The organism is Buchnera aphidicola (Chaetogeoica yunlongensis), from assembly GCA_039829965.1.
GTDB lineage: Bacteria > Pseudomonadota > Gammaproteobacteria > Enterobacterales > Enterobacteriaceae > Buchnera_B > Buchnera_B aphidicola_BA.
In genome coordinates this window covers 538,677-556,530 of record CP139909.1, presented here as the reverse complement: position 1 = coordinate 556,530, position 17,854 = coordinate 538,677, and the positions used below count along the sequence as shown (strand labels likewise).

Sequence of the window (17,854 nt, the reverse complement as noted above, 5' to 3'; positions counted from 1 at the left end):
GAATTTTTTTTGTTATTGATGGTAGAATACAAGTATTTATATATTAGTGTATAAAAAAAAATATAAATATTAAATTTTTTATGTAGAAATTTTCTGTTGTATAAATTTTAAGAAAGTTATAAGAACATCATTAATATTTTAAAATATAGTTTCAATGGTAGTTTTATTTTAGTATAAATTTTATTTTAGTAAATTTATTCGATAAAGTTTTAAATATAATTTACTCTTATAAAAATTTAAAGTCTTATTTATTCATTTTTTTTTATATTTGTAGATATTTTTACGTAGAAGTATAAAAATTATAAATAATAGTATAAACATGAAGATAATTATTTTATGAAAAATATAAATCCTAATGATACAAAGTCTTGGAAAGTATTAAAAAATCATTTTAGTGAAATAAAAAATATCCATATAAAGGAATTGTTTTGTAACGATAGTAATCGATTTAAAAAACTTTCAGTTATTTTTAATAATAATATTTTAATAGATTATTCTAAGAATAGAATTACTGATTTTACAATTAATACATTATTGATGTTAGCTGATGAAATGAATTTAAAAAATTCAATTGAATCTATGTTTTTTGGTTCTTTAATGAATAAAACAGAAAATAGGTTTGTGTTACATACAGCATTAAGAAATTTTAGCAATACTCCTATTTTTTGTAATAGTAAAAATATTATGTTAGATGTACTCAGTGTTTTAGATAAAATTAAGCATTTTTCTAGTTTAGTAATTAATAAAAAGTGGACAGGATATACTGGAAAATATATTACAGATATAGTTAATATTGGTATCGGAGGATCAGATTTAGGGCCTAAAATGGTTATAAATGCATTACATTCATATAGGAATCATTTAAAAATTCATTTTGTATCTAATGTAGATGGATCGAATATTTTGAGAGTATTGGAAAAAATTAATCCAGAATCTACTTTATTTTTGGTTGTTTCTAAAACGTTTACTACACAAGAAACATTAATTAATGCTAATACAGCTAAAAAATGGATGTTTAGTATGTTTAATAATAGTAAATTTTTAGATCAACATTTTATTGCAGTAACTACTGACTCTAATGAAGCGACAAAATTTGGTATTAACATTAAAAATGTTTTTTTATTTTGGGATTGGGTTGGTGGTCGTTTTTCTTTGTGGTCTTCTGTAGGATTATCTATTGCACTTTCAATTGGTTTTGATAATTTTAAAAATTTATTAGAAGGTGCTTATTGTATGGATAAGCATTATTTATCTACTGAATTTAATAAGAATATACCGGTATTGTTGGCATTAATTAGTATTTGGTATAACAATTTTTTTCAATCAGAAACTGAAGCAGTATTAGCCTATGATTATAATATGAAGTATTTGTCTCCTTTTTTGCAACAAATGACTATGGAATCAAATGGAAAAAGTGTTAGTAGGGATCTAAAATTTATAAATTGGCAAACTAGTCCAATTATTTGGGGGGAACCGGGTACTAATGGACAGCATGCTTTTTATCAATTATTGCATCAAGGTACTAAATTAATACCTTGTGATTTTATTGCTGCTATTACTCCTCAACATGTTTTAAAAAATCATCATGAACATTTATTGTCTCATTTTTTTTCACAAACAAGAGCATTAGCTTTTGGAAAATCTCATGATGATTTTAGTATTAGTTTAAAAGATTTTGATGTATGTAATCAAAAAGTATTATCAGTAGAACCTTATAAAATATGTAGAGGTAATCAACCGAGTAATTCAATTTTGTTACATAAATTAGATCCTTATAATTTAGGTGTGTTAATTGCTTTATATGAACATAAAGTTTTTACACAAGGTGTTATATTTAATATTTTTTCTTTTGATCAATGGGGTGTAGAATTAGGAAAATCTTTAGCTAAAGATATTTTTATTAGTATGAAAGATTTTGATGAAATCAACAAATATGATTCTTCTACATGTGGATTAATCAATTTTTATAAGTATTTTGACAAATTAAATATTTAGATGATGATATTTTTAGATAAGTACATGATTTTAGAATTAAATATTTTAGTATTTTATTTTAAATTATATATTTAGCATGATAAATTATTTTGAATTACTTACATTTATAATTATTTAATTTATGGTAATAATTTAATATTTTTTAATGATTTTTTGATATTTTTTTTTAAAACAGCATATTTTATATTTACGATAATTATTTTTTATGATTTTTTTATAAATAGTTTTTTAGATGATGTTTAGGTGTAGTGATTATTTATGACATATATCATGTATGTTAGTTTTTTAATATTTTTTGTTTTTAGAAATTGTTGTTGTTGAATTAATTTATAATGATAATTTTTTATGTTTATTTTTTGAAATATGAATGAAAATCTTTAAGTAGATCACATGTAAAAGAAGGAAAGATAGTATGTCTGTACCTATTACAGTAAAAATTCAGAATGTTGGTCGATTTTTAAGTACTATGATCATGCCTAATATCAGTATATTTATTGCTTGGGGAATTGTTAGTGGACTATTTATGTCTTATGGATGGTTTCCTAATAAGAATTTAGAAAAAATTTTGTTGCCTATAAGTATGTATCTTTTTCCTATTTTAATTGCAAATACAGGAGGTTACTTAATTAATGGTAGAAAGGGAGCGATTGTAGGAAGTATAGCAATAATAGGTGCTATTGCAAGTACTACTATGCCTATGTTATTAGGAGCTATGATTATCGGTCCATTAGGAGGTTGGATTACTTATTATTTTGATAAAATTAGTAAATATAGAATTAAAAGTGGTTTTGAGATGTTAATAAATAATTTTTCTATTAGTATTTTAGGTATTTTTCTTTTATTAATTTCTTTTTTTTTGATTGGGCCAATGATAGAGAGTTTATCTTATTTTTTAGGGTATATTATTAATTCAATGATTAGTAATCATTTGTTGCCTTTTGTTGCTATACTTATTGAACCAGCAAAGATTTTATTTTTGAATAACATTATTAATCATGGTGTATTATTTCCATTAGGAATACAAGAAGTTGTTAAGTTTAATAAGTCTATTTTATTTTTAATTGAGTCTAATCCTGGACCTGGTTTAGGTGTTTTATTAGCTTGGTTTTTTTTAGGTAAAGATAATGTTAAAAAATCTTCTCGCGAAGCGATAATAATTCAATTTTTTGGTGGTGTTCATGAGGTATATTTTCCTTATGTTTTAAAATATCCAAGATTAATTTTTGGGTTAATTTTTGGGAGTATGACAGGTATTTTTATATTAATAATATTACATGGTGGTTTAATTTCTGCAGTGTCACCTGGATCTATAATTTCTATATTAACTATGACGCCAAAAAATTTGTATTTTGTGAATTTTTTAGCTATAGTTGTTTCTTGCTTGGTGTCTTTTATAATATCTTGTATTTTATTAAAAATTAATAATAAAAATAGCTATATCAATGATGATTTCAACATATCTAACAAAGATATATTTTTAATAGATTCTTTGTCTAATAAGAAGAATACGTATATAACAAGTGTTTTAGATTCTAAAAAAAGCATATATAATATTGTAGTTGCTTGTGATGCTGGTATGGGTTCTAGTGCTATTTCGGCAGGAATTTTGAGAAAAAAATTAGATTCATTTAGTCTTTCAAAAAAAATAAAAGTAGTGAATACTTCTATTGATAGTATTCCTAATTATGGTGTTGATTTAATAATTACTCATTGTAGTCTTTCAGAAAGAGCGCGTAATAAGAATTTTCAAGCTCAACATTTGTCTTTGAATAATTTTTTAGATGATGGATTTTATAATGAATTGTCTGAGTATTTATCTAAAAATAATCATAAAAAAGATGATGATTCTATTATAAATAAAGTGTGTGATTTAAATAGTATAGATAATAAGAAGAAAATTTTTGATGTTACTAAAAAAAATATTTTTTTGAATCAAAGAGCTAGTAATAAAGAGGAAGTAATTAAATTTATTGGTGAACAATTAGTTATGCAAGGATATGTTAAAGAAGAATATATTGAGTCTATGTTAGAAAGAGAAAAGATGATGTCTACTTGGTTAGGAGAATCTATAGCTTTACCTCATGGAACTATTAAGGGAAAAGATTCAATTTTAAATACAGGTATAATATTTTGTCAATTTCCTACTGGCGTATTATTCGGTGATGAACCGGAAGATATTGCGTATTTAGTTATTGGAATTGCTGCAAGAAATAATGAACATATTTCAGTTGTAAGTAAAATTACTAATATATTAGATAATAAAGATATTATTAAAAATATATCTACTACAAAAAGTATTAATGATATATTATCTCTATTTTCTAGAGATAGTTAATTAAAATCTATTGTTTTTTAGTTTTTTAATTTTTTTTATTAAAATATTTGTTTTTTAATGTAGTACATTGAAATAAATATATATTTGGAAAAATTTATGTATGCTTTACATTTTGGGGCAGGTAATATTGGACGTGGTTTTATTGGAAAACGTTTATTAGATTCTGGATTTAATTTAACTTTTGTTGATATTAATATGAAAGTTATAGATTTAATAAATAAATTTCATTCGTATGATATTGAAGTAGTAGAAAATAGTTTAAATTATATAGACAAAGTAACAAATGTGAATGCTATTCATATACATGATAAAGATATTTTATTAAGAATATCTCAAGTTAATTTAATTACTATTTCTGTAGGTATTAATTTTATTTATTCGTTAGCAAATTTATTAGCAAAAGGAATAAAATATAAAATAGATACAAAAAATTTTACTTTATTAACTATTATTGCATGTGAAAACATTTTTCGTTGTACATCTCGACTTAAACATGAAATTAAAAAATGTTTATCGAACAAATATCATAAGTATTTAGAACAAAACGTTGATTTTATTGATTCAGTAGTAGATAGAATTGTATTTTCGAATATTCATAATAATTATGAAAATAATGCTTTGTTAGTAAAAGTAGAAGAATTTAATGAATGGATAGTTGATTTGACTCAGTTTAGATCTAGTATACATAATAGTATTATTGATTTAATATGCAGTGATAACTTAGATGCTTTTTTTGAAAGAAAATTATTTACTATAAATACTGGGCATTCTATTATTGCATATTTAGGTTTTTTAAAAAAATATAATAATATTTATCAATCAATTTCAGATTCAAGTATATATAATATTGTTTTAGGAGCTATGAAAGAATCCGGGTTAGTTTTAGTTAAAAAATATAAACTTTTTTCTTTGTTAGAGCATAACAAATATATTGAAAGAGTATTATTGAGATTTCAAAACATTTTTTTAACTGATAGTTTAAATAGAGTTGGTCGAAATCCTTTAAAAAAATTAGCAAAAAATGATAGATTAATTTCTCCTCTTTTAGGTACATTAAAATATAATATTTCTAATGCAAATTTACTTAAAGGGATTGCTGCATCTTTATGTTTTTTTGATGATAATGATAATGAATCTATAAGATTACAAAAGATGATTTTTAATTATGGACCGGAATACGTTTTAAAGCATATTAGTGAATTAGATATGTCATCTTGGGTAGTTTCTGAAATTAACATTTATTTTAATATTTTTAAAAATTTAAATAATAGATAATTTTTATCGAGTTTTATATATTATAAATATAAAATTATAGGTTTTTAAATTATTTTATAAAAACTTTTAATTTTTGAGATGTTTTTTAAATTTTTATTAAATTTAATTTTGAGTAATGTAGTATGTTAATTAGAGTTTTACCATTATCAGTATCTAGTTATATTTCTGCTGGTGAAATAATATATAATCCAGCATCAGTGGTTAAAGAATTAGTAGAAAATAGCATAGACTCGTGTGCAACTCGTATTAATATTAAGATTCAAAAAGGTGGAATGCAATCTATTTTGGTTCAGGATAATGGTTGTGGTATGAATGCAGTTGATTTAAAAATGTCATTAATGCGTCATTCTACTAGTAAAATTTATTCTATGCATGATTTAAAAAATGTTACTACTTGTGGTTTTCGTGGTGAAGCTTTAGCTAGTATTAGCGCGGTATCTCATATGGTATTATCTTCTTGTGATAATTGTTTAAGTACAACTGGATGGAAAATATATTCAGATGGATACGGGACTATTTCTATTCCGTGTATAGTTCCACAAACTAAAGGTACAACTATAATAGTATTAGATTTATTTTTTAATAGACCTGTTCGAAGAAAATCTATAATATCAACGTATTCAGAATTTTTAAAAATTGATGATATTGTACGTTGTTTATCTTTATCAAAAACTAATTTAGATATATCTCTCACTCATAATGGAAAATTAATTCGTCATTATAATACTTTTAGTAAAAATCTTTATGACAAAAATGTTGTTAATTCGATTTATAATATACCTGGCATAAATGAAATAATATATATAGAACATTTTTTTAACCACATGAAATTAGTTGGTTGGTTATACTTGTTAAGATATAATAGTTCTTTAGCTAGAAAGTTTCAATTTTTTTATGTTAATAAGAGAATTGTATTTAATAAGTTATTTCATCATGCAGTATATCAAGCAGTTTATGAAATTGGTAAAAATAAATATAACATATCTTATATTTTTTATTTAGAATTAAAATTTTATGAAGTAGATGTTAATGTACATCCAGAAAAAAAAATTATAAAATTATCTAATTCTCGTTTGGTACATTCTTTTATTTATCGTGCAATTAAAAAATATTTAAAAACAAAAATTGTATCTAATTCTATTATTAAATCTTCTGTGGATTTTTTTAAGAATAAAAAAGATAGTTTTTCTATTTTTAATTCTTTAAATCGTTTATTTGATAAAAACAGTGGTTTAAATAAATCTCAATATGATTTTATTGATACTATCAAGGATAGTAAATCGAATTTATTAAAGGACAATTTAGAATTAAATTTTTATAAATGTGAATACAATTCTATTTTTAGTGCTGAATTTGGTAATATATTAGCATTAATAAATAAATCTTATTTATTAATTAAAAAGAATAATGACAAATTGTTTTTGTTTTCTTTACAAAGAGCAAAATTGTCTATTTATTTTATTGAATTAAGATTGGGAAAGCATCATGGGTTAAAAATAAAAAAATTAGAAAGAGTATATATAATATTTTTTAAAAATAATATGGGATATAAATTTTTTTCTGGTATTCAAAAAATATTATTTCATATTGGTTTTGATTTTTGTATAAAATTAGAATATATAGAATTTTATTCTATACCTTATATGATTTTAAATCAAGATTTAAGTTGTATTTTCGAAAATATTTTGTTTATTTTTGTTAAAAAAAATGAAATAACGTTATTAGAATTAATTTCTAGTGTTATTAGTCATATTGATATTTCGGTAAAAAAATGGGATCATTTACAAATTTTATCTGTTTTGTTGAATTTTAAAAGACATATTAATAAAATTTTGGAGTTTAATTTAGTATCCAAGGTATTGAAACCTATTGATATTAATCCGGTACTAAATTTTTTTAAAGATGATTTTAATGAATGGACATGAATTGAAAGATAAGTTAGTTATATTTCTTATGGGTCCTACATGTTGTGGTAAAAGTTTGTTGTCTATGCGTTTGAAAGAAATTTTACCAGTAGAATTAATAAGTGTAGATTCAGCATTAATTTATCGTGACATGAATATTGGAACAGCAAAACCTTCTGATTTTGAATTATTAAAATACACTCATTTTTTGGTAAATATTAAAGATCCATCTGAATTTTATTCAGTTGGTGAATTTTATAGTGATGTTATTAAAATAATTAAGTATATTCATTCAATAAATAGAATTCCTTTGTTAGTTGGAGGAACAATGTTTTATTTTAAAGTTTTAGTGAATGGTTTGTCTATTTTACCATCTTCGAATAATAAGATTAGGACTTATTTATTAATGTTATTAAAAAAAAAGTCTAGTAGTTTTTTATTTAATAAATTAAAATTTATTGATCCTATTTCTTCAAAAAGAATTCATCCTAATGATATTCAAAGAATATTACGAGCATTAGAAGTATTTTTTATTTCAGGAAAAACTTTAACTCAGTTAACTAAATTTAAAAAAAAATTTTTTCCATATAATATTATTAAATTTGCACTAATACCAGAAAACAAGGTTGTTTTATTTAATAATATTCAAGTTCGATTTAGAAAAATGTTATCTTTTGGTTTTGAAGATGAAGTAAAGAATTTGTTTGATCGAAGAAATTTAAATAAAAATTTACCTTCTATAAGGTGTATTGGTTATCGTCAAATGTGGGACTATTTTGATAATATTTTAAGTTATGATGAAATGATATGTGAAGTTATAAGAGCTACAAAAAGATTAGCTAAATCTCAATTGACTTGGTTAAAAAGTTGGAGTGATTTGAATATTTTATACAGTAATGAAGAGTTACCAGTTTTAATTTCTAAAGTAGTTGATGTCGTAAATATGAGTATTTTTAGAAATAAATGTAATATTAATAGATAGATAATTATTTTTTAAGTTTTTAGCATATATTTTTAAATTTATATAAAATTATTTAATGTATATTTTTTAATTTGTATTGTTTTTGTTTTTAAAAATATTTTAAGTTGTTTTAATATGATTGATATATGATATGATTAAATATGATTTTTTTTAATTAAGTATATTGTTTTATTATATAAATTTAAAATAAAATATAGAATGGAGTAAAATATGGCCTGGAATAAGCCATCTGATGATAAAAATGAGAAAGATCCTTGGGATGAAGATGATAAAAAAGTTAAGAATAATAGTAAAAAACATGGAGAGAGGACACGTTCTTTTTTAGAAATAATAAAATTTTTAAATTTTTTAAAAAATAAAAAAAAAATATTTTTTAGTAGTTTTAAATCATTCAAGTATGCTAATAATCCTATAACAATTATTATAGTTTCTACTATGATTTTTTTATTTAGTAGTGGTTTCTATATGATTAAAGAATCAGAATGTGGAGTAGTGACTTGTTTTGGAAAATTTAGTTATTTAGCTAGCCCTGGATTAAATTGGAAACCTATTTTAGGTTATCGTGTAATTCCTGTTGATACAGAAACAATTAAAGAATTAGTTATTTCTGATAATTTTTTTACTTCCGATAATAATATTATTCATTCAAAAGTAAATATTAAATATCGTATTTCTGATCCTAGAAAATATTTATTTTCAGTAGATAATCCTGATAGCAATGTATCCTCAATAGCCTTAAGTGTTTTAAATACTGTAATAAGTAATTTTAGTATAGAAGATATTTTAAAAGAAAAAGATTCTTTACTTTGTCATTTTGTTCAGAATAAAATTAAAAAAGAAATTATGAGATATGATATGGGAATAGTTATTTTATCTGTTGATTTTCTAAAATGTGATCTTCCTGAAGAAATTCAATCATCTTTTGAAGATGTTATACGTTCACAAAAGGATAGAGATAATTGTATAAAAAATGCAAAAACATATGTCAACAATGTGCAATTTAACACTCATAGAAAAATTCAAAAAATTTTAGCAAAAGCTCAGGAATATAAATTACGTATAATATTAGAAGCTCAAGGTGAGATTATTAGATTTTCTAAAATTTTACCATTGTATAAACAATCTAAAGAAATTACTGTGAGATATTTATATATTAATTATATAGAAAAAATATTAAGTCGTATTAATAAATTATTTATAGATAGTAATAATAATAAAATTTTATCTTTTTCATTAAACGATTTATTTATTAAAAAAAATAATTTAATATCAATACCTTCTAGAGTTAATAAAAATTATAATGCTAAAACAGATAAGGTTTTGTTGCATGATATAAAAATTAAAAATCGCATAAAAGATTCTAAATTTTCTGCCCGTATATTAGATAATATTATTAATCAGCGTGAATTGAATTCTATTAGAAAAAATGATTTGAGAATAGGACAAAATAGAAAATGAATAAAACTGTATCAATAATTTTAATTATATTAATATTTTTTTTCTATTCGTGTTTTTATATTATTTATGAAGGACAACGAGGTATTTTATTAAGATTAGGTCAAGCAGTTCGTGCTAATGTTACTAACCACAATGATTTATTAGTATATAAACCTGGATTGCATTTTAAGATTCCATTTTTTGAAAAAATAGAGATGTTTAGTTCAAAGATTCAAACTATAGAAGATACTGAAAATAGTTTTTTTACGAAAAATAATCAGTGTGTAATGGTGGATTTTTTTATAAAATGGAAGATTAATGATTTTAGTCGTTTTTATTTAACTAAGTCTAAAAATAATTTGTTTTGTGTTAAAAATATTTTACAAGAAATATTTAATGATTATTTAAGTATTAGGATTAAACAGTTAAATTTAAATGATACTTTTTTAAATTCTAATAATATTTTGTCTGGTAATTCGAAGCAAACATTTAATTGTTTTTATAGTAATAACCATGGAAATTTATCTGTATGTAATAATACTATTATAGATTCATTAATGCATATAGATTTTAATAAAATAAAAGAGAGTAAATTCTTACAGCTAAATAGGATTTCTGAATGTGGTATTAAAATCGTTGATTTTAATATTGTAAAGATTAAATTTTCTAACGAGATGTTTAATACTATATATAATAAAATGAAGATAGAACAAGAAACACAGGCAAAAATGTATAGATTACAGGGGCAAAATAGAGCTGATCAGCTTAAGTTAGAATCAGATTTTTTAGTTTCTAAACAAATTTCAGAAGCAATTCGTGCAGCATCTATTATTAAAGGTGAAGGAGAAGCTACGGTAGTTAAATTATTTTTAAATATTTTTAATGTAGATCCTGAATTTTATAATTTTATTTTTAGTCTGAATGCATATGAAAAAATTTTTAAACATAATAGTTTTATGTTCATAGATGTGAATAATAATAAATTTTTTCGTTATATGAAATAGGTATAATAAAATTAGAATGTAAAATACATTAAGTTAAAATCAATAATTATTTGGGTAATTTTATTTAATAATGAAAAAAAATATTGTTGTTGTAGGTGCTCAATGGGGCGATGAAGGAAAAGGTAAAATAGTTGATTTTTTAACTTTAAATGCAGATTATGTTGTTCGTTATCAGGGAGGTCATAATGCAGGGCATACTATAATTGTTAATAATGAAAAAATTATTTTACATGTAATACCGTCTGGTATATATCATGATAATGTGATTTCAATAATATCTCAAGGTGTTGTTTTAGAACCTAATTTATTTTTTCGTGAGATAAAACTATTAGAAGATAAAGGTTGGTTTGTACGTGATCGTATTTTAATATCTGAATCATGCAATTTAATATTTCCATATCATGTTAAAATGGATATTGCTAGAGAAAATAAGAGAGGGTATGATTCTTCTATAGGAACAACTAGATGTGGTATCGGTCCAGCGTACGAAGATAAAATTGCTAGAAGAGGAATATGTTTAGGAGATTTATTGGACCAATCATTTTTTTTTAATAAATTAAAAGAAAATATTGAATATTATAATTATCAATTAATTAATTTTTATCATGTTAAGGGAGTAGATTTTACAAAAATTCTAGATGATGTTTTAGAAAATTCAGATTTTATTTTAAAAATGATGAATGATATTTCTAATGTTTTGAAAACAGCTCGAGATGAAGGTAAATCAGTAGTTTTTGAAGGAGCTCAAGGAACATTATTAGATATTGATCATGGAATGTATCCTTATGTTACTTCTTCTAGTAGTATTTCTAGTAGTGCATGTAGTAGTTCTGGTATTGGATTTAAAGAGTTTGATGATGTATATGGAGTAGTTAAAGCATACTCTACTAGAGTTGGTAATGGTCCTTTTCCTACTGAAGTATTTGGAAAATTAGATTCTTATTTTTGTAAATTTGGTTGTGAATTTGGTTCTACTACAGGTCGTAAGCGCAGAACTGGATGGTTAGATATTGTATTATTACGTAGAGCTATTTTTATAAATTCAATTTCTAAAATATGTTTAACTAAATTGGATGTTTTAGATAATTTGGATGAAATATTGATTTGTACAAATTATGTTCTTTTAAGAAATATAAATACTAAAACAGATAATATTCCATTTTGTCAAAATGATTGGAATGCTATTCAACCGAAATATGAGAGTTTTAGGGGATGGAATGTAAGTACAGTAGGAATAACACAATTTAATGATTTACCTATATTTGCAAAGAAATATATTTTGAGATTAGAAGAACTTCTTTCAGTTCCAATTTATATTATTTCTACTGGTCCTGATCGTAAACATACTATTATTAGAGAGAAATGATATAATGATTTGACAAGCTATATTTTAAAAAATTGTTTTAATTGAGATATACAGGTAAATTTTAAAATTTAATAAATAATTTTTCTTTAAATAAAATTAATTTTAAATTTAAATTATAAGAAATATTTATAATGATTGTATAAATTTGGTTTTAATTTATAAAATAAATGTTAAATTTATATATTGTATATATATTTAATATATGTATGAAATAAAATTTATATTTTATTTTAATAAAAATTTTAGTCGTTTTAAAATACATTTTTTGTACATAAAAAACGTGTTTTGTTTAATTTTAAATTACTAATGATTATAAAATTATAGTATATTTATTTGTTTATGTGTTTATTGCATATAATAGTGGTTATTTTTTGAATTGTTATGAGAAATATAATATTAATTTTTTATAAGTGTATAAAAATAAAAAAATATTCTTAATTTTTATTATATAAGAGATATTTTTATAGAAGTTAGATGTATTTTTAGAATATAATCTTATCTTGAATTTAAGTTTTTATTAATGTATATTAGAATTGTGAGATTTTTTTATTTTTATTATTATATTTTTTTAATTTTTATTGATAAGGAATAAAATTTAGTGCGTCATTATGAAATAGTACTTCTTATAAATCCAGATTATAGTGAAAAACTTCCTAGTTTTATTGATAAGTTTAAAAAGTTAGTTTTAGATTATAAAGGAAAGGTACATAGATTAGAGGATTGGGGAAGGCGTCAATTATCATATTCTATAAAGAAATTAAATAAAGCTCATTATTTTTTGATGAATGTAGAGGTTACTACAGTATGTATTCAAGAGTTATCTAGAACTTTTAGATATAGTGATTTTATTATTAGGAATATTATTATTAATGTAAAATCTTTAGTAAAAGAACCGTCTCCTATAATTAAAGCTAAAGAAGATAAACTAGAAAAAAGATAGTTAAATGTAAATGTATTTATAAAACGAATTATATTAGGTAGATTTTTTAATCATTTTTTATAATTTTTTATATATTAGTATTAAAATAGTATTTTTAAATAGGATTTAAATTTATGGTGCGTTATTTTAGACGTCGTAAGTTTTGTAGATTTACTGTGGATAAGGTAAAAGAAATAGATTATAAGGATATATTTATGTTAAAGAATTATATTACAGAAAGTGGTAAAATTGTTCCTAGTAGAATCACTGGAACAAGTGCAAGATATCAACGTCAGTTAGCTCGTGCTATTAAATGTGCTCGTTATCTTTCTTTATTACCGTATACTGATCATCATAAGTGATATATTTAAACAAATATAGAGATATTTAGTTTATGCAAATAATCCTGCTAAAAAAATTAGAAAATTTAGGTAAAATAGGTGATATTATTTATGTTAAACCTGGATATGCTAGAAATTTTTTAATACCTTATGGTAAAGCAATACTTGCAACAAAAGATAATATTAAATTAGCAGAAGAGAAGAAAAAAGAATTAAAACAAGACTTATTGAATAAAATTATTGAAGCTAAATTTTTATGTAAAAAGATTAAAGAAATTAAATTGATAACTATTTTTGCTAAATCTAGTTTGGAAGGAAAATTATTTGGTTCTGTTAGTGCTTTAGATATTTCAAAAAAATTGTCTGAACTTAGTAACATGGATATTAATAAGAGAGATATTTATTTTAAAAATGGTGTATTAAGAAATATTGGACGACATATAATTTTGTTTAAACCGCATAGTGATGTTTTTGTAGATGTAGAAGTGGATATATTACCTCAAAAATAAAGTAAAAATGTTAAAGTTTTTGGTTTGTTAATTTTTATTAAATTATAAAAAATAAAGATTTTTTTTAATATTAATATAGTTTATGAGTGTTATAAGTGTTTTAAAATTTGTTAATAGTTAACTCAATAAAAAATGAAAAATATAAAAATAAAGATTTTAGATAATCGTATAGGTTCTAAATATTCTTTTCCGAATTATGCTACTACTGAATCTGCTGGTTTAGATTTGCGTGCATGTACGAATAGTATTATAGGTTTATCTCCGAATAAAACTGTATTAATATCTACTGGAATAGCTATTCATATTAATAATCCTTCTATTGCTGCAGTAATTTTACCTAGATCTGGATTAGGGCATAAAAAAGGTATAATTTTAGGTAATTTAGTAGGTTTGATCGATTCTGATTATCAAGGAGAAATTATGGTATCTTTATGGAATAGGAGTAATAATATTTTTTATATTAACATGGGTATGAGAATTGCACAGATGGTTTTTATTCCTGTTTTTCGTCCTAAGTTTACAGTAGTAAGTCAGTTTATGATAAAAAGTGAAAGATCGGATAAAGGTTTTGGTCATTCTGGTATTGAATAAAACATTAAAGAGTGATTAATTTTGGTGTTAAATTGAATTAAGTCAATAAATAATATTTTTATAAGTTTTTTTAGTTATATTTATATCAATACAGAGTTTGTATATTAAAAATTTTAAAACTGTTTATTATATTTTTGATTAGCACTTTTAATATATGTCATTTATACAATTATTTTAATTTAAGATTGTGAATCTTATTTTGTTTCTAATTATTTTTTTATAATCTATAAATCTAATTTTTATAATTTTAAATATTTATAAATTTATTTTATAAATATTAAGTTATTATTTTAATAATACAATATGTGTAAATTTAATTCCATATTTATGGATATTAATTTTTTATTGCATTTTCAATAAATATTTATATATAGTATAAATATTTTTTAATAATATTAATTATATATTATCCGTTAATTAATAAAAATAAATTTTTATTAAACATAACAATTTTTTGGCCCCTGCTGGATTTGAACCAGCGACCAAGCGATTATGAGTCGCTTGCTCTTACCACTGAGCTAAGGGGCCAAAATTTTTTATTTAGGTTAGTAGTATAAATCAAATTTATAATGTAATCTACATAAGTTTTATTTTTTTTTAATATTTTATGTTATATATTTTTAATATAGATGAATAATTAAATAATTTTATGAAATTTGACATATAAAATTTTATTTGATATAGTTAAGATATTCCTCTGTAGTTCAGTTGGTAGAACGGCGGACTGTTAATCCGTATGTCACTGGTTCGAATCCAGTCAGGGGAGTGATAAATTTAAAAAATTTTTGTACAATAAAAAAGTTTATAATTTATATTTATTTTATTTTAAAAGTGTTATAACATGAAGATTAAAAAAGAATTTTCATTAACTTTTTTATTTTATGATTACGAAACATTTGGAAAAAATCCTGCATTAGATAAACCTTCTCAATTTTCATATCTTAGAGTTGATAAAAATTTTAATATTATTGATTCTATTAAGAGTTTTTTTTGTTCCATTCCTTTTGATTATTTACCAGACCCTGAATCTATTTTAGTTACTGGAATCTCTCCTCAGTACACTAAATTATATGGATTAAATGAATTTGAGTTTGCAAGAAAAATTTATAGAGAATTTATAAAAAAAAATACCTGTATTATTGGATATAATAATATTTATTTTGATGATGAATTTACTAGAAATATTTTTTATCGAAATTTTTTAAATTCTTATGAATGGAGTTGGAAAAATGGTAATTCTAGATGGGATATTTTAGATTTATTGCGTGCATGTTATGTATTACGGCCTGAAGGAATTAATTGGCCTATTAATAAAAATAATGTATTAAGTTTAAAATTATCTGATATATCTTTTTCTAATAATATTATTCATAATAAAAATCATGATGCATCTAGTGATGTATATGCAACTTTTCAAATAGCAAAATTATTAAAGAATAAAAAGTCAATGTTATTTGATTTTTTTTTTAAATATAGAACTAAACATTCATTGTTAACTTTAATTAATTTTAAAAAATTTAAACCTATAATATATATTTCTAGGTTTTTTGGAATGAATAGAAATTATGTTAGTTGTATAGTTCCTATTTTTTTACATCCTTTAAATTCCAATATATTAGTTAGTATAGATTTGTTGCAAGATATTAAAAATCTATTAATGTTTTTTAAAAAAAATTTATTATTAAATTGTGATTATAGAACACTTTTTTCTATTGGTGTTAGATTTATATATATTAATCGTTGTCCTATATTGGTTCCTATGAATGTTCTTCGAACAATAGATAGAATACGTTTAAATATAAATTGTAATTTATGTTATAGTAATTTGTATTTATTGAATAAAAATATTTTCATTAAACATGTATTAAAGAAATTTTTAAGTGCAAAAGTTTTTATAAATAAATCTGTTAATAAACATATAGATTCAAAAATATATAGTTCTTTTTTTAGCAACTTTGATAATGAATTAATCAAGAGAATTCATGTAAATTTTCCTACTCAACAGAATTTAAATTGTCGTAGATATGATAGTAGGATTGATGAATTATTTAAATTTTGTTTAGCAAGAAATTATCCGTATTTATTGTCTTACTCTGAAAAAAAAAATTGGATTCGTCATTATTTAGAAATAATGAATAGTGCTAAAATTAAATGTTATATAAATTTAATTTTAGATTTATTAGAAAAGTATAAAAATAATTCTTATAACGTAAATTTACTTAAATATTTGCTGAAATATGTTAAAGATATTAATAAAAAATTTTTGAATAGCGTATTTAAATAATTAATTTATAGTTTTATTTAATATAAAATCTTGTATTTTTAAATTATTCAAAAATTTTTATAAAATTAATTTTTGAAATTTTTTAAAATCATACTTTTTTAATAGTGTTAGAATAGTATGAGAATTTATTATTTGTTGCGAAAACATAGCTATGTTACGATTATAAAAATTATTAGAATTATTCATTAATGTTTTTGAAATATGTTTTGGAATAGATATATTAGAATCAATTATATTAATTTTATTAAAAAATATTTTTTTTATTTCTTTTTTTAGAAAAGAAAAGTGCGTACATCCTAATATTATAGTATCAGGTATATTTGGTAGAAGTAGTAATGGTTGAAGAATTGTTTTAAGTTTTTTTATAGAGAGAGATTTTGTAATTAGTTTATTTTCTGCAATTTTTACTAATTTATTATTGTAAAATGGTTTTATTGTATATTTAGGAGAAAGTAGTTTTATAAAATATTTAACATGGTAGTGATTAATAGTTATCTTTGTGCCTAATAATCCAATAACTTTATTTTTAGTAGTATTTATAGCTTTTATGAAATCTGGACTTATTCCAATGATTGGGAATCTAAAGTAGTTTTTTAGAGTAATTAAACTAGTTATTGTGACTGTATTGCATGCTAGTATTACCATTTTTATTTTAATTTTTTTTTTAATAGCTGTGATTATTTTTAGAATTTGTGCAAGAATAAACTGATCTTGTTTTTCGCCATATGGAAAATTTTTGTTATCGAAAATGTAAATATAATTGATATATGGATATTTTTTTTTTATAGTTTTATAGATAGACAATCCTCCAAATCCTGAATCAAATATAACGATATAGCTTTTCTTTTGTGTTTTGTGTTTTAAATGAATATTTTTTTTAAACATGTCATTGAATTTATATAATAGTGTATT

General features: G+C 21.8%; 14 protein-coding genes and 2 tRNA genes. 14 read left to right on the top strand and 2 right to left on the bottom strand.

The annotated features are described in order from the left end of the window. Positions 1-336: 336 nt before the first annotated feature. The 12 genes from pgi (at position 337) to dut (ending at position 14,658) form a co-directional block, all read left to right on the top strand. Positions 337-1,995 carry a glucose-6-phosphate isomerase gene (gene pgi / locus UAR70_02550; GenBank protein XBC39724.1) on the top strand — a complete coding sequence of 553 codons (1,659 nt, stop codon included), beginning with the start codon at positions 337-339 and terminating at the stop codon, positions 1,993-1,995. A gap of 412 nt (positions 1,996-2,407) precedes the next feature. Beyond that, complete coding sequence (locus UAR70_02545) at positions 2,408-4,330, top strand: PTS mannitol transporter subunit IICBA (protein XBC39723.1); 1,923 nt, start codon at positions 2,408-2,410, stop codon at positions 4,328-4,330. A gap of 96 nt (positions 4,331-4,426) precedes the next feature. Continuing rightward, positions 4,427-5,605 carry a mannitol-1-phosphate 5-dehydrogenase gene (locus tag UAR70_02540; GenBank protein ID XBC39722.1) on the top strand — a complete coding sequence of 393 codons (1,179 nt, stop codon included), beginning with the start codon at positions 4,427-4,429 and terminating at the stop codon, positions 5,603-5,605. Positions 5,606-5,727: 122 nt separating this feature from the next. Beyond that, on the top strand, positions 5,728-7,530 hold the full coding sequence (gene mutL, locus UAR70_02535; GenBank protein ID XBC39721.1) for a DNA mismatch repair endonuclease MutL: 1,803 nt from the start codon (positions 5,728-5,730) through the stop codon (positions 7,528-7,530). Positions 7,531-7,558: 28 nt separating this feature from the next. Continuing rightward, positions 7,559-8,491: a tRNA (adenosine(37)-N6)-dimethylallyltransferase MiaA gene (miaA, locus tag UAR70_02530; GenBank protein ID XBC40002.1), complete on the top strand. Its 933-nt coding sequence runs from the start codon at positions 7,559-7,561 to the stop codon at positions 8,489-8,491. A gap of 210 nt (positions 8,492-8,701) precedes the next feature. Further along, complete coding sequence (gene hflK / locus UAR70_02525; GenBank protein ID XBC39720.1) at positions 8,702-9,949, top strand: FtsH protease activity modulator HflK; 1,248 nt, start codon at positions 8,702-8,704, stop codon at positions 9,947-9,949. After that, entirely contained in the window at positions 9,946-10,932 is a 987-nt protein-coding gene (hflC, locus tag UAR70_02520) for a protease modulator HflC (GenBank protein XBC39719.1), read from the top strand. The genes hflK and hflC overlap by 4 nt, the downstream gene beginning before the upstream one ends. 70 nt (positions 10,933-11,002) lie before the next feature. Further along, a complete protein-coding gene (locus tag UAR70_02515; GenBank protein ID XBC39718.1) occupies positions 11,003-12,298 on the top strand; it encodes an adenylosuccinate synthase in 1,296 nt (431 codons plus the stop codon). 598 nt (positions 12,299-12,896) lie between these two features. Beyond that, entirely contained in the window at positions 12,897-13,238 is a 342-nt protein-coding gene (rpsF, locus tag UAR70_02510) for a 30S ribosomal protein S6 (protein XBC39717.1), read from the top strand. Between the two features lie 113 nt (positions 13,239-13,351). Further along, positions 13,352-13,579, top strand: coding sequence for a 30S ribosomal protein S18 (gene rpsR / locus UAR70_02505; GenBank protein ID XBC39716.1), 228 nt, complete (start codon positions 13,352-13,354; stop codon positions 13,577-13,579). 32 nt (positions 13,580-13,611) lie between these two features. After that, positions 13,612-14,067, top strand: coding sequence for a 50S ribosomal protein L9 (gene rplI / locus UAR70_02500; GenBank protein XBC39715.1), 456 nt, complete (start codon positions 13,612-13,614; stop codon positions 14,065-14,067). 132 nt (positions 14,068-14,199) lie between these two features. Beyond that, positions 14,200-14,658: a dUTP diphosphatase gene (dut, locus tag UAR70_02495; protein ID XBC39714.1), complete on the top strand. Its 459-nt coding sequence runs from the start codon at positions 14,200-14,202 to the stop codon at positions 14,656-14,658. Positions 14,659-15,113: 455 nt separating this feature from the next. Here dut and UAR70_02490 read toward each other — a convergent pair. Further along, positions 15,114-15,186: transfer RNA gene (locus UAR70_02490), tRNA-Ile, on the bottom strand. Positions 15,187-15,351: 165 nt separating this feature from the next. Here UAR70_02490 and UAR70_02485 point away from each other — a divergent pair. Further along, positions 15,352-15,424, top strand: a tRNA-Asn gene (locus tag UAR70_02485). A gap of 75 nt (positions 15,425-15,499) precedes the next feature. Next, positions 15,500-16,942, top strand: a complete 1,443-nt coding sequence (sbcB, locus tag UAR70_02480) for an exodeoxyribonuclease I (protein XBC39713.1) — start codon at positions 15,500-15,502, stop codon at positions 16,940-16,942. 57 nt (positions 16,943-16,999) lie between these two features. Here the strand turns inward: sbcB and murI are convergent, their stop codons facing one another. Then, the gene (murI, locus tag UAR70_02475) at positions 17,000-17,827 is read right to left on the bottom strand and encodes a glutamate racemase (GenBank protein ID XBC39712.1); all 828 of its coding nucleotides are present in this window, start codon (positions 17,825-17,827) and stop codon (positions 17,000-17,002) included. Positions 17,828-17,854 lie beyond the last annotated feature (27 nt).

Excerpts from the sequence above, each read along its gene's own strand:
- hflK (XBC39720.1), top strand. The coding sequence starts at position 8,702 with ATGGCCTGGAATAAGCCATCTGATGATAAAAATGAGAAAGATCCTTGG.
- murI (XBC39712.1), bottom strand. The coding sequence starts at position 17,827 with ATGTTTAAAAAAAATATTCATTTAAAACACAAAACACAAAAGAAAAGC.
- pgi (XBC39724.1), top strand. The coding sequence starts at position 337 with ATGAAAAATATAAATCCTAATGATACAAAGTCTTGGAAAGTATTAAAA.
- miaA (XBC40002.1), top strand. The coding sequence starts at position 7,559 with ATGGGTCCTACATGTTGTGGTAAAAGTTTGTTGTCTATGCGTTTGAAA.
- rplI (XBC39715.1), top strand. The coding sequence starts at position 13,612 with ATGCAAATAATCCTGCTAAAAAAATTAGAAAATTTAGGTAAAATAGGT.
- UAR70_02540 (XBC39722.1), top strand. The coding sequence starts at position 4,427 with ATGTATGCTTTACATTTTGGGGCAGGTAATATTGGACGTGGTTTTATT.
- UAR70_02515 (XBC39718.1), top strand. The coding sequence starts at position 11,003 with ATGAAAAAAAATATTGTTGTTGTAGGTGCTCAATGGGGCGATGAAGGA.
- UAR70_02545 (XBC39723.1), top strand. The coding sequence starts at position 2,408 with ATGTCTGTACCTATTACAGTAAAAATTCAGAATGTTGGTCGATTTTTA.
- dut (XBC39714.1), top strand. The coding sequence starts at position 14,200 with ATGAAAAATATAAAAATAAAGATTTTAGATAATCGTATAGGTTCTAAA.
- rpsR (XBC39716.1), top strand. The coding sequence starts at position 13,352 with ATGGTGCGTTATTTTAGACGTCGTAAGTTTTGTAGATTTACTGTGGAT.
- mutL (XBC39721.1), top strand. The coding sequence starts at position 5,728 with ATGTTAATTAGAGTTTTACCATTATCAGTATCTAGTTATATTTCTGCT.
- hflC (XBC39719.1), top strand. The coding sequence starts at position 9,946 with ATGAATAAAACTGTATCAATAATTTTAATTATATTAATATTTTTTTTC.
- sbcB (XBC39713.1), top strand. The coding sequence starts at position 15,500 with ATGAAGATTAAAAAAGAATTTTCATTAACTTTTTTATTTTATGATTAC.